Origin of the sequence: Allobosea sp. AK1 (assembly GCF_006714945.1) — a bacterium.
Classification (GTDB): Bacteria; Pseudomonadota; Alphaproteobacteria; order Rhizobiales; family Beijerinckiaceae; genus Allobosea; species Allobosea robiniae.
The window spans coordinates 1,478,326-1,504,097 of the sequence record NZ_VFMG01000001.1; the positions used below are offsets into that span (position 1 = coordinate 1,478,326).

A 25,772-nucleotide genomic window follows, 5' to 3' on the forward strand; every position below is an offset into this window, starting at 1 on the left:
GGACCTTACACCCCTCCGCTGGAGCTTCTTATGAGCCCGTCCAAATCCGCGAGCCTGATCGACGCCCGGATCCTGCTGCCGGCCCTCGCCGACGCCTTCCGCAAGCTCGACCCGCGCAGCCTCGCCCGCAACCCGGTGATGTTCGTCGTCGCCGTGGTCTCGGCGCTGACCACCATCCTCTTCCTGAAGGACCTCGTCACCGGGGGCGCCAATCTCGGCTTCTCCTTCCAGATCGTGCTCTGGCTCTGGTTCACCGTGCTCTTCGCCAATTTCGCGGAAGCGGTGGCGGAGGGGCGCGGCAAGGCCCAGGCCGACTCGCTGCGCAAGACCCGCTCTGAGACCGAAGCCAAGCTGCTCTCGGGCGATGACCGCAGCCAATTCCGGCTCGTTCCCGGCACCTCGCTCAAGGTCGGCGACATCGTGCTGGTCGAGGCCGGCGACATCATCCCGTCCGACGGCGAAGTCATCGAGGGCGTCGCCTCGGTCAACGAAGCTGCGATCACCGGCGAATCCGCCCCCGTGATCCGCGAATCCGGCGGCGACCGCTCGGCCGTGACCGGTGGCACGCAGGTGCTCTCCGACTGGATCCGCGTGCGCATCACCGCCGCGGCCGGCTCGACCTTCATCGACCGCATGATCGCGCTGGTCGAGGGCGCCGAGCGTCAGAAGACCCCGAACGAGATCGCGCTCAACATCCTGCTCGCCGGGATGACGCTGATCTTCGTGCTCGCGACCGTGACGATCCCGAGCTTCGCCACCTATGCCGGCGGCTATATCCCGGTGGTCGTGCTGGTCGCACTGTTCGTGACGCTGATCCCGACCACGATCGGCGCCCTGCTCTCCGCCATCGGCATCGCCGGCATGGACCGTCTCGTGCGCTTCAACGTGCTCGCCATGTCCGGCCGCGCCGTCGAGGCCGCCGGCGACGTCGACACGCTGCTGCTCGACAAGACCGGCACGATCACGCTCGGCAACCGCCAGGCGACGGAGTTCCGCCCCGTGCGCGGCGTCGGCGAGCAGGAACTGGCCGATGCCGCCCAGATCGCCTCGCTCGCCGACGAGACGCCGGAAGGTCGCTCGATCGTCGTGCTCGCCAAGGAGAAATACGCCATCCGCGCCCGCGACATGGGCTCCCTGCACGCGACCTTCGTGCCCTTCACCGCGCAGAGCCGGATGAGCGGCGTCGATCTCGAGGGCTCGCAGATCCGCAAGGGCGCGGTCGATGCCGTCCTGAAATATGTCGAGAGCGCCAGCGCCAAATCCACGCCCGAGACGGTGCGCGAGGTCCAGGCCATCGCCGCCGAGATCGCCAAGGCCGGCGGCACGCCGCTGGCGGTCGCGCGTGACGGGCGCCTGCTCGGCGTCGTCCATCTCAAGGACATCGTAAAGGGCGGCATCCGCGAACGCTTCACGGAACTGCGCCGCATGGGCATCCGCACGGTGATGATCACCGGCGACAACCCGATGACGGCGGCGGCCATCGCGGCCGAGGCCGGCGTCGACGATTTCCTCGCCCAGGCAACCCCTGAGAACAAGCTCGCCCTGATCCGCGAGGAACAGGCCAAGGGCAAGCTCGTCGCCATGTGCGGCGACGGTACCAACGACGCCCCGGCGCTGGCCCAGGCCGATGTCGGCGTCGCCATGAACACCGGCACGGTCGCAGCCCGCGAGGCCGGCAACATGGTCGATCTCGACTCGGACCCGACCAAGCTCATCGAGATCGTCGAGATCGGCAAGCAATTGCTGATGACGCGCGGCGCGCTGACGACCTTCTCGATCGCCAACGACGTCGCCAAGTATTTCGCGATCATCCCGGCGATGTTCCTGGCCTTCTATCCGCAGCTCGGCGCGCTCAACATCATGGGTTTGCAGACGCCGCAGAGCGCCATCCTCTCCGCGATCATCTTCAACGCGCTGATCATCGTCGCGCTGATCCCGCTCGCGCTGAAGGGCGTGAAGTATCGCGCGGTCGGTGCCGGCGCCCTGCTCAGCCGCAACCTGCTGGTCTACGGGCTCGGCGGCCTCGTCGTCCCCTTCATCGGCATCAAGGCCATCGACATGGCCATCACCGCCATCGGCCTCATCTGAGGAATTCGACATGCTCAAGCAGATCCGCCCCGCCCTCGTGATGATCGTCGCGCTGACCGTCATCACCGGCCTCGCCTACCCGCTCGCGATGACCGGCATCGCCCAGGCCGTCTTCCCGCGCCAGGCCAATGGCAGCCTGATCGAGAAGGACGGCAAGATCATCGGCTCCAGCCTGATCGGCCAGAACTTCACCAGCGAGCGCTATTTCCACGGCCGCCCCTCGGCGACAGTTGGCACCGACCCGAACGACAGCACGAAGACGGTCGACGCGCCCTATAACGCGGCCAATTCCGGCGGCTCCAACCTCGGCCCGACCAACCAGAAGCTGGTCGATCGGATCAAGGCCGAGACCGAGAAGCTCAAGGCGGAGAATCCCGACGCGCCGGTGCCGATGGAGCTGGTGACCACTTCGGGCAGCGGGCTCGATCCGCATATCTCGCCCGAGGCCGCCTATTTCCAGATCGCGCGTGTCGCCAAGGCCCGCAATGCCGATCCGGCGACGCTCAAGGCCTTGGTCGACACTCTTATCGAGCGGCGCAAGCTCGGCTTCATCGGCGAGCCTGTCGTCAACGTGCTCGCGCTGAACCTTGCTCTCGACGGCGCCGCCCAGCGCTGACACAAAGGCCACGGCGGCGCGTCAGGCGCCGCCGCTTTCCGTGCGGACCCGCATGACCATCGCCGACAGCCATCGCGAGACCAGAGGCCGGCCCTCACCGGAGGCGCTGCTGGCCAGCGCCCAGCGCGAAGGCCGCGGGCGCCTGAAGATCTTCCTCGGCGCAGCACCCGGCGTCGGCAAGACCTATGAGATGCTGACCTCCGGCCGCGCCCGCCGAGCCGAGGGGGTCGATGTCGTGATCGGCGTCGTCGAGACCCATGGCCGCAGCGAAACGCAAGCGCTGGTTGACGGCTTCGAAATCGTCCCGCGCCGGCTCGTCGACTACAAGGGCCGCGCCCTCGACGAGATGGATCTGGACGCGATCCTGGCCCGGCGTCCGGCGCTCGTCCTCGTCGACGAGCTCGCCCACACCAACGCGCCGGGCAGCCGCCATCCCAAGCGCCATCTCGATGTCGAGGAACTGCTCGCGCGCGGCATCGACGTCTACACCACGCTGAACATCCAGCATGTCGAGAGCCTGAACGATGTCGTCGCCCAGATCACCCGCATCCGCGTCCGCGAGACCGTGCCGGATTCGATCGTCGACCGCGCCGACGATATCGAGATCATCGATCTGACGCCGGCCGACCTGATCAAGCGCCTCGATGAGGGCAAGGTCTATCTCGGCAACACGGCCAAACGCGCCGTTGCGAACTACTTCTCGCCGGGCAACCTGACGGCCCTGCGCGAACTCGCGCTGCGCCGCACTGCGCAACGGGTCGACGACCAGCTCCTCAGCCATATGCAGGAACACGCGATCTCCGGGCCCTGGGCGGCGGGCGAACGCATCCTGGTCTGCATCGACGACAGCGCCGGGGCGCCCGCCCTGATCCGCCATGCCAAGCGGCAGGCCGATCGTTTGCGCGCGCCCTGGAGCGCGCTCCATGTCGAGACGCCGCAGGCCGCAGCCCTGCCCGAAGCAGCCAAGACGCGGATCGCCAATGCGCTCCGGCTCGCGGCTCAGCTCGGCGCCGAGGCCGTCACCCTGCCGGGACAGGATGTGGCGGGAGAAATCCTGCGCCATGCCGCAGCCGGCAACGTCACCCAGATCATCGTCGGCAAGCCGGCCAAGTCGCGTTGGCGCGAATGGCTGAAGCCTTCCGTCTCGCATGAACTGATCGGTCGCGCCGGCGATATCGGGGTCCATGTCGTCGCCTTGCGGGAGCAAGCCGAGGACAAGCCGGACGCAATCTCGACCGTAGGCCGGTCCGGCTTTTCGCCCCGGCCCTATTTCGCGGCACTGGCCTATGTCGCGGTCGCGCTCAGCGCGGCCGAACTGCTCAGCCAGATCATGGACCTGCGCAATATCGCGCTGGTCTTCCTGACCGCCGTCCTCGCTTCGGCCGTGACAGCGGGTCTCTGGCCGGCCCTCTTCGCCTCGCTGCTCGGCGCGCTCGCACTGAATTTCTTCTTCATCGCACCGCTCTACACGCTGACGATCGCCGACCCCGAGAACGTCGTCGCGCTCGGCTTCTTCCTGCTCGTCGCGCTGATCGCCTCTAACCTCACCGCCCGCGTTCAGCGCCAGGCCAATGCCGCCCGCCAGCGCGCCCGCACCACCGAGGACCTCTATCTCTTCTCGAAGAAGCTCGCCGGCACCGGCACGCTCGACGACGTGCTCTGGGCCAGCGCCTTCCAGATCGCCTCGATGCTGCGCCTGCGCGTCGTCATCCTGATGCCCGAGGACGGAACGATCGCGGTCCGCGCCGGCTATCCGCCCGACGACACGCTGGTCGATGCCGATATCGCCGCCGCGCGCTGGGCCTGGGAGCATGACCGCCCGGCCGGGCGGGGCGCTGACACCTTGCCCGGCGCCAAGCGGCTCTACCTGCCCCTGCGCACCGGCCGCACCGCGATCGGCGTGATCGGCCTCGACGACGACAAGGAAGGCCCATTGCTGACGCCCGAGCAGCAGCGCCTGCTCGATGCCCTGGCCGACCAGGCCGCGGTCGCCATCGAGCGCATCCAGCTCGTCGCCGATGTCGACCGGGCGAAGCTCGCGGCCGAGGCCGACCGCCTGCGTTCGGCCCTGCTCACCTCGATCTCGCATGACCTCAAGACGCCATTAGCCTCGATCATGGGTGCAGCCGGCACCTTGCGCGATTACCACGGCGCCCTGCCGGAGGAGGACCGCACGGACCTGCTGGCGACCGTGATCGACGAATCCGAGCGCCTCAACCGCTTCATCGCCAATCTCCTCGACATGACGCGGATCGAATCCGGCGCGATGGAGCCGAATGCGGCGCTGGTCGATGTCGCCGACGTCGTCGGCAGCGCGCTGCGCCGCGCCGCGAAGATCACCGCCGGCCACCCTATCGAGACCGCCCTGCCGGGCGATCTGCCGATGCTCAGGCTCGACCCCGTCCTGTTCGAGCAGGTGCTGTTCAACCTCCTCGACAATGCCGCGAAATATGCGCCCGCCGGCAGCGCCATCGCCATCCGTGCCCGGCAGGACGGTCACGAAGTCCTGGTAACGGTGACCGACGAGGGGCCGGGCCTGCCGCCCGCCGATCTCGAACGCGTCTTCGACAGCTTCTACCGGGTCCGGAAAGGCGATCAGGTCCGCGCCGGAACCGGTCTCGGCCTTGCGATCTGCCGCGGCTTCGTCGAGGCGATGGGCGGCACGATCACGGCCGCGAACCGGACGGACCGCAGTGGCGCGGTCTTCACCATCCGCATGCCGGCCGACACACAGCCCAAACCATTGGAACCGCAGACATGACGGCAACGGACATCAAGGTGCTGGTCGTGGACGACGAGCCGGCGATCCGCCGCCTGCTGCGCGTCGGCCTCTCGACCGAGGGCTATGCCATCCGCGAGGCGGCCACCGCGCGCGAAGCGATCGAGCGCATCGCCGAGGACTTGTCCGATCTCGTCATCCTCGATCTTGGCCTGCCGGATATGTCCGGGCAGGAGCTTCTGCAGAAATGGCGCGCCGAGGCGCTCGCCCTGCCGATCGTGATCCTGTCGAGCCGCACCGACGAGGCCGGCATCGTCGCGGCTCTCGAAAACGGCGCCGACGACTATGTCACCAAGCCTTTCGGCATGAAGGAACTGGCCGCCCGCCTGCGCGTCGCGCTGCGCCACAAGCTCCAGCAGCAGGGCGAAAAGCCGATCTTCCAGACCGGCGAGCTCTCGGTCGACCTCGTCAAGCGCATCGTCCGGCTGGGCGAGCAGGAGGTGAAGCTCTCGCCCAAGGAATACGACATCCTGCGCATCCTCGTGCAGCATGCCGGCAAGGTGCTGACTCACCAGCACCTGATGAAGCAGGTCTGGGGCGCCTCGGCGGACGTGCAGTACCTGCGCGTCTATGTCCGGCAGCTCCGCCAGAAGATCGAGCGCATCCCCGACCAGCCGCAATACATCACCACCGAGACCGGCGTCGGCTACCGCCTGCGCGAAGCCGAATGAGCCCTGCCGCAAGGCATAAGACCGATCCATGATCCCATCCGACATCATCCGCCCGCGTTCCATCGTCAGGCTCGCCGCCACGAACAAACCGGCCCTGTTCCGCGCCCTCGCCAAGAAGGCGGCCGAGCAGCTCACCTTGCCTGAAGCTGCGATCCTCGACGCGCTGAACCGCCGCGAGGCGCTCGGCTCGACCGGCGTCGGCGGCGGGCTGGCGATGCCGCATGCGCCTGTCGAGGGCCTGACCGAGCCGTTCGGCCTGCTGGCGCGATTGGAGAAACCCGTCGCCTATGACGCGATCGACGGCACCCCCGTCGACATCGTCTGCCTGGTGCTGACGCCTGTGAATGGCGGCAAGGGCCGCATCGACGCACTGGCCTGCATCGCCAAGCGCTTGCGCCCGGCCGAGATCCGCGAGCGCATCCGCAAGGCCGCGGGCGGCGAAGACATCTACGCGCTGCTGCTCGAAGAGAGCTGATCGGCCTTTGGCGGAGTTGGCACCGGCACGGGAGGCAGGATCGTCGGCTTGCAGCTTGCGCCGCGCGACAGCACGAACTCGTCCCGCGCGAACAGCTCCGCCAGCCAGTCGACGAAGACGCGCACCTTGTTACTGAGGTGCCGGTTCGGCGGATAGACGATGTGCAGCGGCTTCGGCGCCGTGCACCAGTCCAGCAGCAGCGGCACGAGCCGCCCGTCCGCGATCGGCACCCGGGCCATGAAAGTCGGCAATTGCATGATGCCGTGGCTCGCGAGCCCGGCCGCGAGATAGCCCGTGCCGTCATTCAGCGCGATGGTGTAGCGCCCGCTGACCTCGATCGTCTCGCTGCGGTTCTGATAGACCATCGGCAGGATGCGCCCGCCGAGCGCCGGCCGATAGGCGACGATCTGGTGGCCGTCCTCGATATCGCGCGGATGGACCGGCGTGCCGAACCGCGCCAGATAGTCGGGCGTCGCGCAGGTGATGAGCTGCATCTCGCCGATCCGCCTTGCGATCAGGCTCTGGTCGGCGATCTCCCCCGCACGCACCGCGCAGTCGAGGTTCTCTCCGATCAGGTCCGCAGCGCGGTCGCTCAGACCGAGATCGAGCTGGATATCGGGATAGCGCGCATGGAACTCATGCAGCGCCGGGATGATCACCGAGATCGCCAGCGAGGAGCTGCAATCGACCCTGAGCCGCCCGCTCGGCCGCGCCTGCGCCAGCGTGAGGCTGGAATCGAGTTCGGAGAGTTCGTCGAGCAGACGCAATGCCCGCTCGTAATAGGCCGCGCCGTCCATGGTCACGGTCACCCGCCGCGTCGTCCGGTTCAGCAGCTTGGCGCGCAGATGCGCCTCCAGCTGCTGGATCAGCTTGGTGACGGTCGGCTTCGGCATGTCCAGAAGATCGGCGGCCCGCGTGAAGGTGCCGGTCTCAACGACCCGCACGAAGGCCCGCATCGCGGCAAGCTGGTCCATATGCCCTCGGATTGTTTCCGTACGTGAATAATGAATGAATGATTAGATCATTTATTCAGGAATGCCGAATCTCTATCTCATGCCGCAACGCAACAGCGAGGGTGCGTCAATGCCCGCAATCGCCGCGCAGAAACTGCAACCGGTCCTCTCCGTCTTCTGGCGGGAGGAAACCCTGAGCGCCCGTGGAGAGAGCTTCACAGGCCGCCTCTACGTTCCCGCCGAGGTTCCGGATAATGCCGGGCTCGTGCTGCATCTGCATGGCGGCCACTTCAACAGTGGCTCGCCTGCTGAAGGCCAAGCTGTCGCCACGGCCTTGACCGAGGCCGGCGCGGTCGTGTTCTCGCTCTCCTATCCGCTCGCCCCGGTCCAGCGCTTCCCTGAGACGCTGGAGCGCATCTATGCAGCGCTCGAGGCTCTTGCCAGGGGGCGCAATCGTTGGGCGACGCGCGGCGCGCCGCTCTACATCGCCGGCGAGGAAGCCGGCGGCAACCTCGCCGCGGCGCTCGCCATGATGGCGCGCGATCGCGGCGGCCCGACGCTCGCTGGCCAGATCCTGTTCTCGCCGATGCTCGACGCCTGCCTTGGCACGGCCTCGCTGCGTGGCGTGCAGGCCGGCCCGGTCGGCTGCCGCTGGGCCGATGGCTGGGCCGACTATCTCGGCACGCCCGAGCGCGCCGCTCATCCCTACGCCGCCCCGCTTCAGGCGACGCGTCTCGCTGGCCTGCCGCCCGCCTTGCTGATCAGCGGGCAGGACGACCCGATGCGCGACGAGGCGGCACAATATGCTGATCGCCTCGGCCAGGCCGGCATCGCCGTCCGACATGTCGAGTTCAGCGCGCCGACGCGCTGGCCTTTGGCCTATGCGGATGCGGCGGAGGAAGGCTCCTGTCTCTGCCAGAGCTGCGGCGAGATCGCCGCCTTCTATGAACGGACCGCGCCCTCCTAGCGCTCCCCTCTTTCGAACACCCCCAGCATTTCCAAGGAAGGACCGACCCATGATTCCGGGAACGAACCGTCGTGGCCTTTTGGCCGGCCTCACCGCCTCCGTCGCATTGACCGCTGTCACGGTCTTTGCCCTGTCCGGCACGCATGCCCAAGGCGATACCGCGCCCGCAGCGGCACCCGCCATCCCCGTCTCCGTCGCGACCGTCGAAGCCCGCGAGGTCGTGCCCTGGGCCGAGTTCTCCGGCCGGCTGGAGGCGATCGAGCGCGTCGAACTGCGTTCGCGCGTCGCTGGCGTCGTGGAGGCCGTGCATTTCCGCGAGGGCAACCTCGTGAAGCAGGGCGACCTGCTCGTCAGCATCGACCAGGCGCCCTATCTCGCCGATCTCCAGCGGGCCGAGGCGCAGGTGCAGGGCGCGAAGGCACGGGTCGCACTGGCAGAGAGCGAGAACGAGCGCGGCCAGCAATTGCTGGCAACCCGCAACCTCTCCCAGCGCGACGTCGATACCCGCGTGAACAACCTGCGGGAGGCGCAGGCGAACGTTCAGGCCGCCGAGGCCGCCCGCCGCACGGCGCAGCTCAACCTCGACTACACCCAGATCCGGGCCCCGATCTGCGGCCGCATCGGCCGGCTCGACGTCACCGTCGGCAACCTGATCGCGGCCGGCGGCCAGGTGCTGACCTCGCTGCTCTCGGTCGATCCGATCTATGCCGCCTTCAATGCCGACGAGCGCAGCGTGCTCGACGCTCTCGCCTCGCTGCCTGACGGTTCGCGCGCGCTGGAGCAGATCCCGGTCAGGATCACGACGGCGACGGCGCAGGCCGCGCAGTTCAGCGGCAAGCTGCATTTCGTCGATAACGGCATCGACGGCGCCAGCGGCACGGTCAGGGTGCGCGCCAGGCTCGACAATCCCGACGGCAAGCTGATGCCCGGCCAGTTCGTCCGGGTCCAGCTCGGGCAGGCCAAGGCCGAGCAGCAGCTCGTCATCAACGAGCGCGCCGTCGGCACCGACCAGAACAAGAAGTTCGTCTTCGTCGTCGGCGACGACGCCAAGGCCGCCTGGCGCGAAGTCTCGCTCGGTGCCGCCCATGACGGGTTGCGCGTCGTCACGGCCGGCCTGAAACCCGGCGAGCGCATCGTCGTCAACGGGCTGCAGCGCGTGCGGCCCGGCGCGACGGTCGCGCCCGAGCCGGTGCCGATGGCGCAGAAGAGCGAGCTGAAGACGCCCGCAACCGAACTCGCGCAACGCTGACATCAACGATCGGCTGCGGGTGCCGCGAGGCGGGCCCGCAGCCGCAAGCATAAGCCGCTCGAAAGGGGGCGCTACCCATGAACCTCTCGAAATTCTTCATCGACCGGCCGATCTTCGCGGCGGTCCTCTCCATCCTGATCTTCCTGGCAGGGCTGCTCTCGATCAGGGCCCTGCCGATCTCGGAATACCCGGAAGTCGTCCCGCCGACGGTCGTCGTGCGGGCGCAATATCCGGGCGCGAGCCCGCGCGTGATCGCCGAGACGGTGGCGACGCCGATCGAGGAGCAGATCAACGGCGTCGAAGGCATGCTCTACATGTCGAGCCAGGCGACGACCGACGGCGTCATGACGCTGAACGTCACCTTCAGGCTCGGCACCGACCCGGACAAGGCCCAGCAGCTCGTCCAGAACCGCGTCAGCCAGGCCGAGCCGAGGCTGCCCGAGGAGGTGCGCCGGCTCGGCGTCACCACGGTCAAGAGCTCGCCGGACCTGACGATGGTGGTGCACATCACCTCGCCGAACGGCCGCTACGACATGACCTATCTGCGCAATTACGCGGTGCTGAACGTCAAGGATCGGCTCGCCCGCATCGACGGCGTCGGCCAGGTCCAGCTCTTCGGCTCCGGCGATTACTCGATGCGCGTCTGGCTCGATCCGCAGAAGGTCGCCGAGCACGGGCTCTCTCCCGGCGACGTCGTGCGCGAAATCCGCGCCCAGAACGTCCAAGCCGCAGCTGGCGTCATCGGCGCCTCGCCGAATGCGCCGGGCCTCGACCTGCAGCTTTCGGTCAATGCCCAGGGCCGTCTCCAGAACGAAGAGCAGTTCGGCGAGATCATCGTCAAGACCGCAGCCGACGGCGCGGTCGTCCGGCTGAAGGACATCTCCCGCATCGAGCTGGGCGCTGCCGACTATGCCCTGCGCTCGCTGCTCAACGGCAAGTCGGCCGTCGCCGTGCCGGTCTTCCAGGCGCCGGGCTCGAACGCCATCGCGATCGCCGACCGCGTCCAGGAGACGATGCGCGAGATCAAGCAGAACATGCCCGAGGGCGTGGACTACTCGATCGTCTACGACACCACCCAGTTCGTGCGCGCCTCGATCAAGGCCGTCATCTCGACGCTGCTGGAGGCCGTCGCGCTCGTCGTGCTCGTCGTCATCGTCTTCCTGCAGACCTGGCGCGCTTCGATCATCCCGCTCGTCGCCGTACCGATCTCGGTCGTCGGCACCTTCGCGGTGATGTACCTCCTCGGCTTCTCGATCAATGCGCTGAGCCTGTTCGGGCTGGTGCTCGCCATCGGCATCGTCGTCGACGACGCCATCGTCGTGGTCGAGAATGTCGAGCGCAATATCGAGAACGGGCTCGCCCCGCGCGAGGCGACCTACAAGGCGATGCGCGAGGTCTCCGGCCCGATCATCGCGATCGCGCTGGTGCTGGTCGCCGTGTTCGTGCCGCTCGCCTTCATCTCCGGGCTGACCGGCCAGTTCTACCGCCAGTTCGCGTTGACCATCGCGATCTCGACAGTGATCTCGGCGATCAATTCGCTGACGCTGTCGCCGGCTCTCGCCGCCTTGCTGCTGAAGGGCCACGACGCGCCCAAGGATGCGCTGACGCGGGCCATGGACAAGCTGTTCGGCTGGTTCTTCCGCGCCTTCAACCGCTTCTTCCATCGCTCGTCGGAAGCCTATGGCGGCGGCGTGCGCCGGGTGATCTCGCATCGCGCGGTGATGCTCGCGGTCTATGTCGTGCTGCTCGGCCTCACCGGCGTGCTGTTCAAGGCGGTGCCGTCGGGCTTCGTGCCAGGCCAGGACAAGCAGTATCTCGTCGGCTTCGCGCAGCTGCCTGATGCCGCGACCCTCGACCGCACGGAGGACGTCATCCGCCGCATGGACGAGATCGCGCTGAAGCATCCGGGCGTCGAGAACGCGATCTCCTTCCCCGGCCTCTCGATCAACGGTTTCACCAACTCCTCCAACTCCGGCATCGTCTTCGTCGCCCTGAAGCCCTTCGACCAGCGCAAGGACCCGGCGCTCAGCGGCAACGCCATCGCGATGCAGCTCAACAAGGAATTCGCAGGCATCAAGGAAGCCTTCATCGCGATGTTCCCGCCGCCCCCGGTCCAGGGTCTCGGCACGATCGGCGGCTTCAAGCTGCAGATCGAGGATCGCGCCGGCCTCGGCTACGCCGCGCTCGACGAGGCGACCAAGGCCTTCATGGCCAAGGCGGCGACCGCGCCCGAGATCGCCGGCCTGTTCTCGAGCTTCCAGGTGAATGTCCCGCAGCTCTATGCCGATATCGACCGCACCAAGGCCCGCCAGCTCGGCGTGCCCGTGACGGAAGTCTTCGACACGCTGCAGACCTATCTCGGCTCGACCTATGTCAACGACTTCAACCGCTTCGGCCGCACCTATACCGTGCGCGTCCAGGCCGATGCGCCCTTCCGCGCCCAGCCCGAGCATATCGGCCAGCTCAAGGTGCGCTCGACGACGGGAGAGATGATCCCGCTCAGTGCGGTGCTCAACGTGCGCACCGATTCCGGCCCGGAACGCGCCATGCGCTATAACGGCTTCCTCTCGGCCGACATCAATGCCGGCGCGGCTCCGGGCTTCTCGTCGGGTCAGGCGCAGGAAGCGGTGGAGCGCATCGCGAAGGAGACCCTGCCCAAGGGCTTCGCCTTCGAATGGACCGAACTGACCTATCAGGAGATTCTGGCGGGCAATTCGGCGGTGATCGTCTTCCCCGTCGCGATCCTGCTCGTCCTGCTGGTGCTGGCGGCGCAGTACGAGAGCATGACCCTGCCGATCGCGATCCTGCTGATCATCCCGATGGGCCTGCTGGCGGCGCTGACCGGTGTGTGGCTCTCGGGCGGAGACAACAACGTCTTCACCCAGATCGGCCTCGTCGTGCTCGTCGGGCTATCGGCCAAGAACGCCATCCTGATCGTCGAATTCGCGCGAGAGCTCGAATTCGAGGGCAGGACGCCGGTCGAGGCCGCGATCGAGGCCAGCCGCCTGAGGTTGAGGCCGATCCTGATGACCTCGCTCGCCTTCGTCATGGGCGTGGTGCCGCTGGTGATATCGACCGGGGCCGGCGCCGAGATGCGGCAGGCGATGGGCATCGCGGTCTTTGCCGGCATGATCGGCGTCACCGCCTTCGGCATCTTCCTGACGCCGGTCTTCTACGTGCTGATGCGCAAGCTTGCGGGCAACCGCCCGCTCGCCCGGCATGATATCGAACAGCCGGTCTTGCAGGCTGCCGAATAAGCCCAAGCAATGAGAAAAACCGCCTCCGGCCACTGGTCGGAGGCGGTTTCGTTTCAGGCTGTCTCAGCGATAGCGCCGCTGCACGGTGAGATGGGCGATCATCGTCAGCAGGATCGTCGCGGTCATCAGGATGAACGAGATCGCGCCGCCGAAGGGCCAGTTGTTCTGCTGCGCGAACTGGCCATAGACCAGCGGCCCCATCATCTGGAATTTCGGCCCGCCCAGCAGCACCGGCGTGGCATAGGCGTTCATCGCCAGGATGAAGGTCAGGATCGTGCCAGCCAGGATGCCGGGCAGCGCCAGCGGCCACAGCACGCGGCGGAACATCGCGGCAGGCCCGGCGCCGAGGCTGAAGGCGGCTTCCTCGACATTGCGCGGAATGCCCTCGATCACGCTCTGCAGCGTCAGCACCATGAAGGGCAGGTTGACCGCGATGATGCCGATCAGCACGGCATTCTCGGTATACATGATCTCGAGCGGCTGATCGATCAGCCCGAGCCCCATCAGCGAGGCGTTGAACGCCCCCTTGCTGCCGAAGATGGTCATCCACCCGGCGGCGCGAACAGCATTGCCGACAAAGAGCGGCAGCACCACCGCGATGACCATGAGATTCTTGAAGCGGCTTTGCGTCCGCGCCAGCACATAGGCCAGCGGAAAGCCCATGATCAGGCAGATCAGCGTGCAGATGATCGCGACGCGCACGGTGCGGACGAGCACGTTGAGATAATAGGCGTCGGTGAAGAACTTGACGTAGTTCTCGATCACCAGCGCATCGACCATGAACTGGCCGGGCACGAACTTGTTGAGCGAGTAGCGGAACAGGATCGCCAGCGGCCCGATCAGCATGAGCGCGACGAAGAGCGTCGCCGGCACGACGAGCAGGCCGGCGAGTCTGGTGCGGGCACCAGCGACGGCTTCGGGAGCGGCGCTCATGAACCACTCCCCAAGCTTATGTCGACGGCATGGTTTGACCGTTCGCCAGCGCGAGCCGGAAGCGCAGAAAGCCGCGTCAGGCGGCCGCGATGGTCGAACGGACGAGCCATGTCAGCCCTTGAAGACCTTGTCCCACCACTCCTTCATCGCCGAATCGTTCTTGGCGAGGAAGGCATAGTCGAGGTCCTTCAGGGTCTTCTCCTCCTCCGGCGTGAAGCCGATGCGCTTGTGCAGCGCCGGATCGACATTGAGGCCGGTGACGGTGCCGTTATAGCCCATGTCGACGGCGAAGGCCTCCTGCGGCGCCTTGGCCAGCATCGCATCCATATAGGCGTAGGCGTTTTCCTTGTTCGGCGCGTTCTTCTGGATCACGAAGCCCGAAACATAGGTCGGGATGCCCTCGATCGGCGAGACCGCCTCGCAAGGGATACCGGCATTCTGCCACTGCACGACGCGCGCCTTCCAGATCGCGCTGATGCCGACTTCCTCGTTCTTCATCGCCTGGGCGAAGGCCTCGTTGGTCGGGTAGACGCGCGCGCCCGCCTTCTTGACCGCGAGCAGGACCTCCTTGGCCTTCTCGATGTCGTTCATGTCCTTGCCGCCGGTCGCCGCCATCGAGGCCGCGATGAAGATCGACTGGTACTGGATGTCGATGAAGCCGATCTTCGAGCCCCATTTCGGATCGAGCCAGTCCTTGAACCCCTTCGGCGCCGGCGAGATGATCTTGGGATTGTAGATCACGACGTTGCCCGAATAGATGTGCCCCATCCCGTAGGGATATTTCATCGTCGGCAGCAGGTTCTTGGCATTGGGCAGCTTGGAATAGTCGATCTGCTCGAGCACGCCCGCTTCGTTCATCTCGAACATGTTGGCGGCCGAGAGACCCTGGATGTCGACGGTGCCACGCGGCAGGCGCTTCTCGGCGACCATCTTGGCCCGGCGCGGCGCGTCGCCGGCCTGGTCCTGCACCACCTCGATACCCTTGGGTTTGAGGATCGGGTCTTCGACGTTCTTGGTCAAAAGCCTCGCGTAGTCGCCGCCCCAGGTGCCGACGACGACGCGGCCGCCGGATTGGGCGAAGGCCGGCATGCCGGTGGCTGTCGCCAGCGCAGCCGCGCCTGCACCTTTCAGAAGGTCCCGCCTGTCGAATGAAGCCATGGTATTCCCCTCGTTTTTGGACGCCGAATGGGCTTTCACGCCCCTTGCGGATAGACGAGCCCGGCGTTTTCGGCCCAGCCTATCGTGATGCTCTCGCCGACATGCGGCTCGGCCAACCCGACCTTGTTCGGGATCTGCAGCAGCATGCGGTCCTGCTCGTTGAGCGCGACCTGGACGTCGAGCAGCGCGCCGAGATAGGAGGCATGCTCGATCCGTGCCGGAAAGCGGTTGGGCAGCCCCTCCGCCTCAGGCCCGACCGCGATCCGCTCGGGCCTGAGCGCGAGCGTCGCCGGACCGGGCACCGATGCAGCGCTGCAGGCGATGTCGAGCCCGCCGCCGGTGCGGAAGCGGCCTTGCGCAGCGACCTCGCCGTCGATGAAGGCGCTGCGCCCGATGAAGCCCGCGACGAAGCGATCGGCCGGCTTCTCGTAGAGCTCGCGCTGGGTGCCGATCTGGCGCACCTGCCCCTTTTCCATGACGACGAGGCGGTCGGCCATGGTCAGCGCCTCCTCCTGATCATGGGTCACCATGACCGTGGTGAGGCCGAGCTTCTGCTGCAGTTCGCGGATCTCGATCCGGACCTCGAGGCGCAGCTTGGCGTCGAGATTGGAGAGGGGTTCGTCGAGCAGCAGCACTTGCGGCTCCATCGCCAGCGCGCGGGCCAAGGCGACGCGCTGCTGCTGGCCGCCGGAAAGCTGGCGCGGATAGCGCTCGTCGAAGCCGCCGAGCCTGACCAGCCGGAGCGCCTCGGCGACGCGCGGGCCGCGCTCGGCCTGCGGCACCTTGTGCATCTCCAGACCGAAGGCGACGTTCTGCGCGACGGTCATGTGCGGGAACAGCGCGTAGCTCTGGAAGACCAGGCCGCAATGGCGCTTCCACGGCGGCAGGTTGGTGACGTCCTGATCGCCGATCGTGATCGCGCCCGCGCTCGGCGGCACGAAGCCGGCGATCATGCGCAGCGTCGTCGTCTTGCCGCAGCCGGAGGGGCCGAGCAGCACCAGGAACTCGCCGTCGGCGACGGAGAGATCAACATCGTCGACGACCGTGAGGCCGCCATAGGCCTTCTTCAGATGCGAGAGCGAGAGCTGTGCCATCGTTAGGATCTCGCCATCCGTTCACACCACCCGGCTCAGTTTGACATAGCGATCGGTCACGATCATCGCGACGGCGATCAGGACGATCTGGATGAGGGAGGCTGCCGCCACCGTCGGATCGATCTTCCATTCGAGATACTGGAGGATCGCGATCGGCAGCGTCGTCCGGCCCGGCCCGACCAGGAAGAGGCTCATCTCGAGATTGCCGAACGAGGTCACGAAGGCGAACAGCGAAGCCGCGACGATACCGGGCCGGATGCTGGGCAGCGTCACCCGCCAGAAGGTCGTGACCGGGCCGGCGCCCAGATTCTGCGCAGCTTCCTCGATCGAGCGGTCGAAACCGGCGAGGCTCGCCGTCACCAGCCGCACCACCCAGGGAATAACGACGAGGGTATGGGCCGCGACCAGGCCGCCGAGCGAGCCCAATACCGGCCATTCCGTGGCGATCTCGATCTCGATCTGGAAGACATAGGTCGCCGTGCCCAGCACGATGCCAGGCATCACCAGCGGCAGCAGCAGGAGCGTGCTGATGCCGCCCCCAAGCGGGATGCGATGGCGCACCAGGGCGAGGCTTGCCGGCACGCCGAGGAGAAGGCCGATCAACGTCGAGGCGACGGCAACCTGAACGCTCAGCGTGAAACCGTCGATGAAGGACTTGTTGTTCGCCGCCCCGGCAAACCATTTCAGCGAATAGCCCTCCGGCGGAAAGGAGGGGATTTCCTGCCGGAAGAAGGCGAGCCAGGTCACGAAGATCAACGGGAGCAGGATGAAGCCGAGCGACAGCGCGGCCGCACCGTTCAGCGCATAGCGCCCGAATCGCGGCGAACCGGCGCTCACCCAGCTTGTCCCTGATGGCAGGCCGTTCCCTGCCGCATGTCATCCACTCTGGAGGCCAAGACCGTTCCCTCGTTTGAGCGGCAGTTTGCGACGCCACTTACAAACAGTGAAGCCTGCATTTCCGTCATGCGCTGACCGGCGACTGGGCAGCGCTTCAGTGCAGCGTGTTCTTGTGGAAGGCGCCGCCCTTCATGATCGCCGCCAGGTGCTTGCCCTGTTCCTGGAAGAGCGTCAGGTCCTTCAGCGGATCGCCGTCGACGAGGATCAGATCGGCGAAGGCGCCGGTCTGGACCGTGCCGAGCTTGCCTTCCATGCGCAGGATCTGGGCACCGACCGTCGTCGCCGAGCGGATGATCTCCAGCGGCGAGAGCACCTCGCGGCGCAGCAGGAACTCGCGCGACTGCTCGACCTGCAACTGCCCGAGCAGGTCCGAACCGAAGGCAACCGGCACACCGGCGCGCTTGCAGATTTCCAGCGACCGCAGGCCGCCATCGATGACGAGATCGTTCTTGGCCAGCATGTCGCCGGTCATGCCGAACTCGGCCGCCCGCTCCTTCATCGCGTAATAGGCGACGAGATTGGCGGTGAGGAACATGTTGTTCTCGGCCATCAACTTGGCGGAGGCGTCGTCGATCAGGTTGCCGTGCTCGATCGCGCGCACGCCGCATTGCGCGGCCCGCGTGATCGCCTCCGGCGTATAGGCATGGGCGCAGACATAGCGGCCGAAGGCCTTCGCCTCCTCGACCGCAGCCTTCACCTCGTCGACGCTGAACTGCATCGAATCCAGCGGGTCGTAGGGGCTGGCGACGCCGCCGGACATCATGATCTTGATATGGTCGGCGCCGAGCCGCATCTGCTCGCGCACCGATTTCCGCACCGAGGAGACGCCGTCGGAGACGTTCATCGTATAGGCCATGGCGTTGCAGCAATGGCAGCGCGCGCCGAAATCGGTGCGCCGGCGCGGGTCGCTATGGCCGCCGGTCGGGCCGATCGCGGCGCCCGCGATGAACAGGCGCGGGCCCGCGACATCGCCCTTCTCGACCGCTTCCTTGATGCCCCAGTCGGCGCCGCCGGTGTCGCGCACGCTGGTGAAACCGCGATCGAGCATGCCCTTCATCAAACGGACGGCACGCGCCGTCATCAGCGTCAGCGGCATGCTCTCCATCGTCCGGATATAGACCTCCGACAGGAAGACATGGACGTGGCTGTCGATCAGGCCTGGCATCAGCGTGCGGCCGCCGCAATCGATCACGTCGGCCTTGGCGGGCTTCAGCGGCTTGTCGGAGAGTTCGCGGATCGTGTCGCCCTCGACGACGAGCTCATAGCCCCGGCGCAATTCACCGAAACCGGGTTCGAGCAAAGCGAAGTTCTTGAAATGCAGCATCGTCATTCCCGCCTCCGAACATGCCTGCCAGGGAGCACCGGGCTCCGAGCACCCACATGATATGCACGCAACATCCAAACTGTCGACAGCGCAAGGGCGGTTGATTGCGCCTCCGGCGGACATCCGTCGCCGGTCGCGCATCGTGGGGTTATCCAGCCAGATCGGCGTTGCGCGGCTGATCGATGGCGGGTTCACTCAGGCCCCAACGGAGATTCGCAACCGCCATGCCGGGCCCACTGAACGGGATCAAGATCGTCGACCTGACCACGGTCATCGCCGGCCCTTATGCGACGCAGACGCTGGGCGACATGGGCGCCGATGTCCTGAAGGTCGAGCCGCCGGGCGGCGACATCATGCGCGCGCCCGGCCCGGCCCGCTCGCCAGGCATGGGTGCCGCCTTCCTCAACTGCAACCGCAACAAGCGCAGCATCGCGCTCGACATGAAATCGGCCGAGGACCTCGCCCGCCTGCGGGAGCTGATCGCGGATGCCGACATCTTCATCCACAACATGCGGATGGAAGCGGCCCGCCGGAACGGGCTCGATCCGGAGACGCTGCTCGCCCGCCATCCGCGCCTGATCTACTGCGCCATCGTCGGCTTCGGGCAGGATGGCCCTTATCGCGACCGGCCGGCCTATGACGACGTCATCCAGGCCGCCTCTGGTTGGGCCGCTCTAGCTGAGCGCTCGGGCGATGCGCCAGCCTACGCACCCACGATCGTCGCCGACAAGACGACCGCCCTCTTCGCCGTCGGCGCGATCAATGCGGCGCTCTATCACCGCGCGGTCTCGGGAGAAGGCCAGGCGATCGAGGTCCCGATGTTCGAGGCGATGGTCTCCTTCCTCGCGGTCGAGCATCTCGGCGGCCGCAGCTTCGAGCCGGCGCTCGGCGAGAGCGGCTATTCCCGGGTGCTGTCGCGGCATCGCCGGCCCTACCGGACCGCCGACGGCTTTATCGCGGTGATGCCTTATACGGCAGCGCATTGGCGTGCGTTGTTCCAGGCGGCAGAGCGCCAGGACTGGGCGACGGAACCGGCGCTCAATGACGGCGCGGCGCGCGCGGCGATGATCGATACGCTCTACGAGCGCCTGGCGGAATGCCTGCTGGACCGCGCTTCCGCCGAATGGCAGTCGATCCTCGACCGGATCGACGTGCCCTGCTCGGCCATCAACACGCTCGACGACCTCCTGGACGATCCGCATCTGAAGGCCACGGGCTTCTTCGAGGCTGTCGAGCATCCCACGGAAGGGCGACTGGTCACGACGAAACCGCCGATCCGCTTCAGCAGGACGCCCTGCGCGATCACGCGGCAGGCGCCGAGCCGCCCCCGCTGAACGCAAGATATTCCGGGCCGCACGCGGTGCTGCGATTTGGCCCGCGACATCATCGTGCCCTTGCTGTGGACGTGACGGAATGCGAGAACGCCGGGCAGTGCCAGCGACGCCCGACCCTGCCGGAATGGAAGCACTGTTTCTCCATTCATCCGCTTGCGAGCCGAACGGCAAATCTGCTGTTGATTTCAGACCGATGAGACATCGTTCACTCCTGGCAGCCGCTGCACCGCCATTGCCCGATCGCGAGATCGGCGGCGGGTCCCGGCTGGTTCACGGATCGTGAGGCCTCGCTTGCGCATTCTCCTGCTCAATCCCAACACCATGCCGGAGATGACGGCGCTGGTCGCGCGCGTGGTCCAGCCCTATCTGCCGGCGCAGGCCGAGCTCGTGCCGGTCACCGGTCGCTTCGGCGCGCATTACATCGCCAGCCGCAGCGCCGGCGTCATCGCCGCCCATGCCGCGCTCGAAGCCTTCGCCGAGCATGGCGGGGATTGCGACGGCGTCTACCTCGCCTGCTTCGGCGATCCCGGCCTGCTCGCGCTCAAGGAAATGGCTCGCATCCCGGTGATCGGCATGGCGGAGGCCAGCAGCCGCTATGCCGCGGAACAGGCCGAGCGCTTCGCCATCGTCACCGGCGGCGAGCGCTGGGGGCCGATCCTGCACGAATTCGTCAGCTCGATCGGGCTGGGCAGCCGCCTCGCCGCCGTCGAGACCGTGGCTCCCACCGGCGCTGATATCGCCCGCGACCCGGACGGCTCGATCGCGATGCTCGCCGAAGCCTGCCGCCGGGTGGCCAAGCGCGACGGCGCCGGCGCGGTCATCCTCGGCGGCGCCGGGCTTGCAGGCCTTGCGCCGCGCGTCCAGCCGCTTGTCGACGTGCCCGTGATCTGCTCGGCCGAGGCCGGCATCCGGATGCTGCTGGCTGAACTCGACCAGCCGCAGCCGAAGCCGCGGGAAGGCGACCTCGCCCTGCCCGCTCCCGTCGCCAGCACCGGGCTCTCGGACGGCCTCTCGCGGCTGCTGGCGCAGCCCTGAACGGGCGATCTCAGCCCTTGCCGGCGATCGACGTGCCGTTCAGGCCCGCAATCCAGTCCGACAGCATCGGCACGTAATCCTCGCCCTTGCCGCTGGCGACGGCGGCCGCGTAGCTGTTCTTCACGGCATTGCCGATCGGGTTGGCCACGCCAGCCTCGTTGGCCACGCTCTCCAGATAGCGCACGTCCTTCAGCGCGTTGCTCAGCGTGAACTTATGAGCGTCGCGGTCGCGCTCCAGCACATATTGCATGAAGGTCTGGTAGAAGCCGCAATCCATGCGGCTGCCGCGAATGACGCTGTCGAAGGTCTGCGGCGTGATCCCGATCTTCTGGCCGAGCGTCAGGGCCTCCGCATAGATCGCGGCATAGCCGAGCGACAGGAAGTTGTTGATCAGCTTCATCTTGTGGCCGTCGCCGACGGGGCCGAGATGCACGATCTTCTGTGCCCAGGCCTCGCAGGCCGGCTTGATCCGGGCGAAGACCTCGGGAGAGGCCCCGATCATCGCGGAGAGCTGGCCGAGCGCGGCCTGCGCCGGCGTGCCGCCGAGCGGCGCATCGGCGAGATGCAGGCCCTTCGCCTCAAGCTCGGCCGCGAGCTTCACCGTCACCGTGGGATCGGAGGTCGAACAATCGACGATCACCGTGCCCGGCTTCGCCCCGGCGACGATGCCGCTCTCGCCCTTCACCACCGCCTCGACCTGGGCCGAGCCGGTCACACACAGGAAGATGATGTCGGAGCGCGCCGCGAGCTCCTTCGCCGTCTTCGCTTCCACCGCCCCGGCCGCGACAAGCTCCTCGACCGGCTTGCGGTTGCGGTGTCCCATCACGGTCAGCGGAAAGCCCTTGTCCACAAGATTACGGGCCATGCCCTGCCCCATGAAGCCGACGCCGATGAAGCCGATGGACTCTTTGCGTGCGCTCATCTTCAAATTCTCCCGCTGATATGGTTGAGATGGACCCGGACGTCGGCGACATGGCCGGACCGGAAGCCGGCCGCGAGGCCTGCGCTCAGTGTGGACGAGTCATGACTGCGAGCGACCCGCCCGGGCTCCGCCAGCCCAAGAGCCCGCCGCCAGGCCGCGGCCGCGTGACCTTGCAGGTCATCGCCGAGCGACTCTCGGTCTCGACCGCGACGGTGTCTCTGGCCTTGCGCGGCTCGCAGCTTGTAGCGGAAGCCACGCGCAACCGCGTGCGCGAGATCGCCCGCGAGATGGGCTACAGCTACAATCGCAGCGCCGCCTCGCTGCGCACCGATCGCACCAACATCATCGGCGTCGGCTTCCACGACATCACCAACCCCTATTTCGCCGAATTGCTGGCCGCGATCGAGGAAACCGCGGCCCGCAACGACCGCTCGATCCTGCTCGGGACCTATGCCGAGAACCTGGACCGGCAGCAGCGCGTGCTGAGCACGCTCGCCGAATACCGGCCGGACGGCATGGTCCTCTGCCCGGCCGGCGCCAGCACGGCCGAGAACCTGCTCCCGCTCGTCGATGCCGGCATACCGATCGTCCAGCTTTCGCGCGAAATCCCTGAGCTCGACCTCGACTTCGTCGGCTCCGACGACCGCCACGGCACCAATCTGGCGATGGAGCATCTGATCGGGCTCGGCCACCGTCGCATCGCCTTTCTCTGCGCCAACGAGAACATCTCGACCGGCCGCAACCGCTATGCCGGCTACCGCGAGGCGCTTGCGCGCTATGGCCTGCCCTTCGACCCGGCGCTGGTCCATTTCGACTACGGCACCCGCGAGAACGGGCTGAAGGGCATGCAAAAGGTCCTCGATGCGGAGGCCCCGCCGACCGCCGCCGTCTGCATGAACGACCTCGCCGCCTTCGGCGCCATGCTCGGCCTGCGCCATCGCGGGCTGGAGGCCGGGGCAGATTTCTCGATCGTCGGCTGCGACGATGTGCAGGAAGCCGCGCAATGGTACCCGGCCCTGACCACCGTCCGCAATTTCCAGGACGAGATGGGGCGCAAATCCGCCGAGTTCCTGCTGAACCGCATCGCCGACCCCCATGCCCCGACGCAGCGGCTCCTGCTGACGCCGGCCCTCATCGTCAGGGGCACGACCAGCCCGCCGCCGCGCTGAGTCTTCTTCAGGCATCGTTCGCAGGCTTGGCGTTGAGCGCGCGATAGGCCCGCACCACCTGTGAATCGTCGCGCCCGCCATGCCCGAGGCCCGACGCCGACAGGAACATCTGGTGCGCCGCCGCGGCCAGCGGCAGCGCCGTCTTAGCGGCGCGCCCGGCATCGAGCACGATGCCGAGGTCCTTGACGAAGATGTCGACGGCGCTCGCGACCACCGGATCGGGCTCCTGCATGCGCGGCCCGCGATCTCGCAGCATCCAGGACGAAGCGGCCGAGCCGCCCATGATCTCGAACAGCAGGCGCCCGTCGATGCCGGCCTTCTCGGCCAGCGACAAGGCCTCGGCCGCGACCGCGATATGCACGCCGCAGAGCAGCTGATTGACAGTCTTCACCGTCGCGCCCTGCCCGGCCTTCTCACCGACATGGAAGACCTTGTCGCCGAGCGCGTCGAGCACGGGCTTCGCCCGCGCGAAGCTCTCGGAGGGCGCGCCGACCATGATCGTCAGCGTCGCGTTGCGCGCGCCGTTGACGCCGCCCGAGACCGGCGCGTCGATGAAATGCCGCCCGGTCTTCGTCACCTCGGCGGCGATCGCCTCCGCCTCGCCCGGTGGGCAGGTCGCCATCAGGATGACGGTCGCATCCGGCGCCAGCGCGGCGAGCGCCCCGGCCTCGAACAGCACAGAGCGCGCCTGCGCCGCATTGACGACCATCAGCAGCAGTGCCTCGGCGCCCTCGGCCGCTTCCTTTGCGCTCGCAGCCGCATGCCCGCCGGCCGCGACCAGCGCCTCGCGCGCGGCTTCGCGCATGTCGAAGCCGGTGACACGGAACTGCTTCCTGACGAGGTTCTCGGCCATCGGCGCGCCCATGGCGCCGAGCCCGACGAAGGCGATGCTGGAGATCGATTGATGGGACATCGGGGCAGACACTCTTTGAACGAAAGCGGGCACAGCTTGCGCCATGCCCGCAAGACAGCCGGCGTCGAAGCCGGCTACTCCTTCACGGCACCGGTCATCGACGCCACGTAGTAGTCGACGAAGAAGGAGTAGAGGATCGCGACCGGGATCGAGCCGAGCAGCGCGCCGGCCATCAGCGAGCCCCAGTGATAGACGTCGCCCTCGACGAGCTGGGTCAGCACCGCGACCGGAACCGTCTTCTTCTCCGCCGACTGGATGAAGGCGAGCGCATAGATGAACTCGTTCCAGGACAGGGTGAAGGCGAAGATGCCGGCCGAGATCAGCCCGGGCATGGCGAGCGGCAAGGTGATCCGCCATAGCGTCTGCAAGCGCGTCGCCCCGTCGATCATCGCGCATTCCTCGAGCTCGTAGGGAATCGACTTGAAATAGCCGATCAGGAGCCAGGTGCAGAACGGGATCAGGAAGGTCGGATAGGTCAGGATCAGCGCCAGCGGCGAGTCGAACAGGCCGAACTGGAAGATCAGCGTCGCCAGCGGGATGAACAGGATCGACGGCGGCACGAGATAGGCGAGATAGATCGCCAGGCCGACATATTGCGAGCCCTTGAACCGCAGCCGCTGGATCGCATAGGCGGCGAGCACACTGGAGAACAGCGACAGCGCCGTCGCCACGGCCGCGACCATCATCGTGGTCCACAGCCATTGCGGATAGTCGGTCTGGAAGAGCAGCTTGTTGATGTTCTCCAGCGTCGGCGACTTCACCCAGAACGGGTTGTTGTTCTTGTAGTCGAGCAGTTCGCCGTTCGGTTTGATCGCCGTGATCGCCATCCAGTAGAACGGGAACAGCAGCACGAGCAGGAAGACCGACAGCGGCAGGTAGAGCGTGATGAAGCGCCGCGGGCCGGACGACCAGTCGATGACGCCTTCGCGCTCCTTGTCGGTGAGCTGCGGGCGCGTGGCGAGGGTCTGGTCAGTCATTGTCTTCCCCCTGCTGCCACTTGCGGCGGGACAGGCCGTAATAGCTGAAAAGCGTCGCCATCACGAGGAACGGGATCATCGCCACCGCGATCGCCGCGCCCTCGCCGAGCTGTCCGCCCGGGATGCCGCGCTGGAAGGCAAGCGTCGCCATCAGATGCGTGGCATTGACCGGTCCGCCGCGGGTGATCGCGTAGACGAGCTGGAAATCGGTGAAGGTGAACAGCACCGAGAAGGTCAGCACGATCGCCAGGATCGGCATCAGCATCGGCAACGTGACATGGCGGAAGCGCTGCCAGGAATTGGCACCGTCCAGCATCGCCGCCTCGTAGAGCGCCGGCGAGATCGTCTGCAGGCCGGCCAGCAGGCTGATCGCGACGAAGGGAATGCCGCGCCAGATATTGGCGGCGATCAGCGAGAATCGCGCCGGCCAGGGCTGGCCCAGGAAGTCGATGTAGGTGTCGCGCCAGCCGAGCACGTCGACCAGCACATAGGAGATGATCGAGAACTGCGGATCGTAGATCCACCAGAAGGCGATCGCCGAAAGCACGGTCGGCACGATCCAGGGAATCAGGATGATCGCCCGGAGCAACGACTTGAACGGCAGGTGGTTGTTGAGCAGGAGCGCCAGCCAAAGGCCGAGCGCGAATTTCCCGAAGGTCGCCACGCCGGTGTAGAGCAACGTGTTCCAGACCGAGGTGATGAACACTCGATCCTGCCAGAGCGACACGAAATTCTCGAAGCCGATGAAGATGCCGGGCCTGCCGATACGCGTATCGGTGAAGGCGAGCCAGATGCCCAGGCCCAGCGGATAGCTGAGGAAGACCAGCAGGAAGCCGGCCGCCGGGAGCAGGCACAGGAAGATCAGGAATGGCTTGTTGTCGAACAGACGCACCAGCCAGCTGTGCTGCAGGCTGTGGACGGTTCGCGATTCGGCGGCAGCTACGGCCATGGCGCCCTCGCG

Annotated in this window: 21 protein-coding genes; 11 read left to right on the forward strand and 10 right to left on the reverse strand. The window is 66.9% G+C overall.

The annotated features are described in order from the left end of the window. Positions 1-30: 30 nt before the first annotated feature. Genes kdpB through FHT98_RS07525 form a run of 5 tightly spaced genes read left to right on the forward strand, consistent with a single transcriptional unit; the run spans position 31 to position 6,629 of the window. Positions 31-2,088, forward strand: coding sequence for a potassium-transporting ATPase subunit KdpB (gene kdpB, locus FHT98_RS07505; protein ID WP_142113434.1), 2,058 nt, complete (start codon positions 31-33; stop codon positions 2,086-2,088). Between the two features lie 10 nt (positions 2,089-2,098). Further along, positions 2,099-2,704, forward strand: a complete 606-nt coding sequence (locus tag FHT98_RS07510; protein ID WP_142113436.1) for a K(+)-transporting ATPase subunit C — start codon at positions 2,099-2,101, stop codon at positions 2,702-2,704. A gap of 52 nt (positions 2,705-2,756) precedes the next feature. Next, positions 2,757-5,465 carry a sensor histidine kinase gene (locus tag FHT98_RS07515; protein WP_142113439.1) on the forward strand — a complete coding sequence of 903 codons (2,709 nt, stop codon included), beginning with the start codon at positions 2,757-2,759 and terminating at the stop codon, positions 5,463-5,465. Then, positions 5,462-6,154, forward strand: coding sequence for a response regulator (locus FHT98_RS07520; RefSeq protein ID WP_142113441.1), 693 nt, complete (start codon positions 5,462-5,464; stop codon positions 6,152-6,154). Before FHT98_RS07515 ends, FHT98_RS07520 begins: the two co-directional genes overlap by 4 nt. A gap of 28 nt (positions 6,155-6,182) precedes the next feature. Continuing rightward, positions 6,183-6,629: a PTS sugar transporter subunit IIA gene (locus FHT98_RS07525; RefSeq protein WP_142113443.1), complete on the forward strand. Its 447-nt coding sequence runs from the start codon at positions 6,183-6,185 to the stop codon at positions 6,627-6,629. On the opposite strand, the gene FHT98_RS07530 is transcribed toward FHT98_RS07525, so the two are convergent. Beyond that, positions 6,602-7,603 (reverse strand): LysR family transcriptional regulator, encoded by a 1,002-nt coding sequence (locus FHT98_RS07530; protein WP_142113445.1) that lies wholly within the window; start codon positions 7,601-7,603, stop codon positions 6,602-6,604. The genes FHT98_RS07525 and FHT98_RS07530 overlap by 28 nt on opposite strands. 109 nt (positions 7,604-7,712) lie before the next feature. Between FHT98_RS07530 and FHT98_RS07535 the strand changes: the two genes are divergently transcribed. The 3 genes from FHT98_RS07535 (at position 7,713) to FHT98_RS07545 (ending at position 13,055) form a co-directional block, all read left to right on the forward strand. Beyond that, positions 7,713-8,549 carry an alpha/beta hydrolase fold domain-containing protein gene (locus FHT98_RS07535; RefSeq protein WP_142113447.1) on the forward strand — a complete coding sequence of 279 codons (837 nt, stop codon included), beginning with the start codon at positions 7,713-7,715 and terminating at the stop codon, positions 8,547-8,549. A 49-nt stretch (positions 8,550-8,598) separates the two neighbouring features. Further along, a complete protein-coding gene (locus tag FHT98_RS07540; protein WP_142113449.1) occupies positions 8,599-9,798 on the forward strand; it encodes an efflux RND transporter periplasmic adaptor subunit in 1,200 nt (399 codons plus the stop codon). A 77-nt stretch (positions 9,799-9,875) separates the two neighbouring features. Continuing rightward, positions 9,876-13,055: an efflux RND transporter permease subunit gene (locus FHT98_RS07545; protein ID WP_142113451.1), complete on the forward strand. Its 3,180-nt coding sequence runs from the start codon at positions 9,876-9,878 to the stop codon at positions 13,053-13,055. Positions 13,056-13,118: 63 nt separating this feature from the next. Here FHT98_RS07545 and FHT98_RS07550 read toward each other — a convergent pair whose 3' ends face one another. From FHT98_RS07550 to FHT98_RS07570, 5 genes are all read right to left on the reverse strand, one after another. Continuing rightward, on the reverse strand, positions 13,119-13,988 hold the full coding sequence (locus FHT98_RS07550) for an ABC transporter permease (RefSeq protein WP_091856840.1): 870 nt from the start codon (positions 13,986-13,988) through the stop codon (positions 13,119-13,121). 111 nt (positions 13,989-14,099) lie between these two features. Next, the gene (locus FHT98_RS07555) at positions 14,100-15,146 is read right to left on the reverse strand and encodes an ABC transporter substrate-binding protein (protein WP_142113453.1); all 1,047 of its coding nucleotides are present in this window, start codon (positions 15,144-15,146) and stop codon (positions 14,100-14,102) included. Between the two features lie 35 nt (positions 15,147-15,181). Next, positions 15,182-16,240: an ABC transporter ATP-binding protein gene (locus FHT98_RS07560; RefSeq protein WP_142113455.1), complete on the reverse strand. Its 1,059-nt coding sequence runs from the start codon at positions 16,238-16,240 to the stop codon at positions 15,182-15,184. Between the two features lie 21 nt (positions 16,241-16,261). Then, positions 16,262-17,077 carry an ABC transporter permease gene (locus tag FHT98_RS07565; RefSeq protein WP_200959675.1) on the reverse strand — a complete coding sequence of 272 codons (816 nt, stop codon included), beginning with the start codon at positions 17,075-17,077 and terminating at the stop codon, positions 16,262-16,264. Between the two features lie 154 nt (positions 17,078-17,231). Beyond that, positions 17,232-18,467 (reverse strand): metal-dependent hydrolase family protein, encoded by a 1,236-nt coding sequence (locus tag FHT98_RS07570; RefSeq protein WP_142113458.1) that lies wholly within the window; start codon positions 18,465-18,467, stop codon positions 17,232-17,234. A 218-nt stretch (positions 18,468-18,685) separates the two neighbouring features. Here FHT98_RS07570 and FHT98_RS07575 point away from each other — a divergent pair, with 218 nt between their 5' ends. Both FHT98_RS07575 and FHT98_RS07580 read left to right on the forward strand, forming a co-directional pair. Continuing rightward, positions 18,686-19,795, forward strand: a complete 1,110-nt coding sequence (locus FHT98_RS07575; protein ID WP_142113460.1) for a CaiB/BaiF CoA transferase family protein — start codon at positions 18,686-18,688, stop codon at positions 19,793-19,795. Positions 19,796-20,086: 291 nt separating this feature from the next. After that, positions 20,087-20,830 carry an aspartate/glutamate racemase family protein gene (locus FHT98_RS07580; RefSeq protein ID WP_142113462.1) on the forward strand — a complete coding sequence of 248 codons (744 nt, stop codon included), beginning with the start codon at positions 20,087-20,089 and terminating at the stop codon, positions 20,828-20,830. Between the two features lie 10 nt (positions 20,831-20,840). On the opposite strand, the gene FHT98_RS07585 is transcribed toward FHT98_RS07580, so the two are convergent. Further along, positions 20,841-21,752, reverse strand: a complete 912-nt coding sequence (locus FHT98_RS07585; protein WP_142113464.1) for an NAD(P)-dependent oxidoreductase — start codon at positions 21,750-21,752, stop codon at positions 20,841-20,843. Positions 21,753-21,853: 101 nt separating this feature from the next. On the opposite strand from FHT98_RS07585, the gene FHT98_RS07590 reads away from it, so the two are divergent. Beyond that, entirely contained in the window at positions 21,854-22,921 is a 1,068-nt protein-coding gene (locus FHT98_RS07590; protein WP_142113466.1) for a LacI family DNA-binding transcriptional regulator, read from the forward strand. Between the two features lie 7 nt (positions 22,922-22,928). Here FHT98_RS07590 and FHT98_RS07595 read toward each other — a convergent pair whose 3' ends face one another. The 3 genes from FHT98_RS07595 to FHT98_RS07605 form a co-directional block, all read right to left on the reverse strand. Continuing rightward, positions 22,929-23,834 carry an NAD(P)-dependent oxidoreductase gene (locus tag FHT98_RS07595; protein WP_142113469.1) on the reverse strand — a complete coding sequence of 302 codons (906 nt, stop codon included), beginning with the start codon at positions 23,832-23,834 and terminating at the stop codon, positions 22,929-22,931. A gap of 74 nt (positions 23,835-23,908) precedes the next feature. Then, the gene (locus tag FHT98_RS07600) at positions 23,909-24,811 is read right to left on the reverse strand and encodes a carbohydrate ABC transporter permease (RefSeq protein ID WP_061970623.1); all 903 of its coding nucleotides are present in this window, start codon (positions 24,809-24,811) and stop codon (positions 23,909-23,911) included. After that, a complete protein-coding gene (locus FHT98_RS07605) occupies positions 24,804-25,760 on the reverse strand; it encodes a carbohydrate ABC transporter permease (RefSeq protein ID WP_091856832.1) in 957 nt (318 codons plus the stop codon). The genes FHT98_RS07600 and FHT98_RS07605 overlap by 8 nt, the downstream gene beginning before the upstream one ends. Between the last annotated feature and the right edge of the window lie 12 nt (positions 25,761-25,772).

What these genes read in the sequence shown, in the direction of transcription:
- FHT98_RS07575 (WP_142113460.1), top strand. Translation starts at nt 18,686, where the DNA reads ATGCCGGGCCCACTGAACGGGATCAAGATCGTCGACCTGACCACGGTC.
- FHT98_RS07595 (WP_142113469.1), bottom strand. Translation starts at nt 23,834, where the DNA reads ATGTCCCATCAATCGATCTCCAGCATCGCCTTCGTCGGGCTCGGCGCC.
- FHT98_RS07535 (WP_142113447.1), top strand. Translation starts at nt 7,713, where the DNA reads ATGCCCGCAATCGCCGCGCAGAAACTGCAACCGGTCCTCTCCGTCTTC.
- FHT98_RS07585 (WP_142113464.1), bottom strand. Translation starts at nt 21,752, where the DNA reads ATGAGCGCACGCAAAGAGTCCATCGGCTTCATCGGCGTCGGCTTCATG.
- FHT98_RS07525 (WP_142113443.1), top strand. Translation starts at nt 6,183, where the DNA reads ATGATCCCATCCGACATCATCCGCCCGCGTTCCATCGTCAGGCTCGCC.
- FHT98_RS07605 (WP_091856832.1), bottom strand. Translation starts at nt 25,760, where the DNA reads ATGGCCGTAGCTGCCGCCGAATCGCGAACCGTCCACAGCCTGCAGCAC.
- FHT98_RS07570 (WP_142113458.1), bottom strand. Translation starts at nt 18,467, where the DNA reads ATGACGATGCTGCATTTCAAGAACTTCGCTTTGCTCGAACCCGGTTTC.
- FHT98_RS07590 (WP_142113466.1), top strand. Translation starts at nt 21,854, where the DNA reads ATGACTGCGAGCGACCCGCCCGGGCTCCGCCAGCCCAAGAGCCCGCCG.
- FHT98_RS07530 (WP_142113445.1), bottom strand. Translation starts at nt 7,603, where the DNA reads ATGGACCAGCTTGCCGCGATGCGGGCCTTCGTGCGGGTCGTTGAGACC.
- FHT98_RS07600 (WP_061970623.1), bottom strand. Translation starts at nt 24,811, where the DNA reads ATGACTGACCAGACCCTCGCCACGCGCCCGCAGCTCACCGACAAGGAG.
- FHT98_RS07510 (WP_142113436.1), top strand. Translation starts at nt 2,099, where the DNA reads ATGCTCAAGCAGATCCGCCCCGCCCTCGTGATGATCGTCGCGCTGACC.
- FHT98_RS07550 (WP_091856840.1), bottom strand. Translation starts at nt 13,988, where the DNA reads ATGAGCGCCGCTCCCGAAGCCGTCGCTGGTGCCCGCACCAGACTCGCC.
- FHT98_RS07520 (WP_142113441.1), top strand. Translation starts at nt 5,462, where the DNA reads ATGACGGCAACGGACATCAAGGTGCTGGTCGTGGACGACGAGCCGGCG.
- kdpB (WP_142113434.1), top strand. Translation starts at nt 31, where the DNA reads ATGAGCCCGTCCAAATCCGCGAGCCTGATCGACGCCCGGATCCTGCTG.
- FHT98_RS07555 (WP_142113453.1), bottom strand. Translation starts at nt 15,146, where the DNA reads ATGGCTTCATTCGACAGGCGGGACCTTCTGAAAGGTGCAGGCGCGGCT.
- FHT98_RS07545 (WP_142113451.1), top strand. Translation starts at nt 9,876, where the DNA reads ATGAACCTCTCGAAATTCTTCATCGACCGGCCGATCTTCGCGGCGGTC.
- FHT98_RS07560 (WP_142113455.1), bottom strand. Translation starts at nt 16,240, where the DNA reads ATGGCACAGCTCTCGCTCTCGCATCTGAAGAAGGCCTATGGCGGCCTC.
- FHT98_RS07515 (WP_142113439.1), top strand. Translation starts at nt 2,757, where the DNA reads ATGACCATCGCCGACAGCCATCGCGAGACCAGAGGCCGGCCCTCACCG.
- FHT98_RS07540 (WP_142113449.1), top strand. Translation starts at nt 8,599, where the DNA reads ATGATTCCGGGAACGAACCGTCGTGGCCTTTTGGCCGGCCTCACCGCC.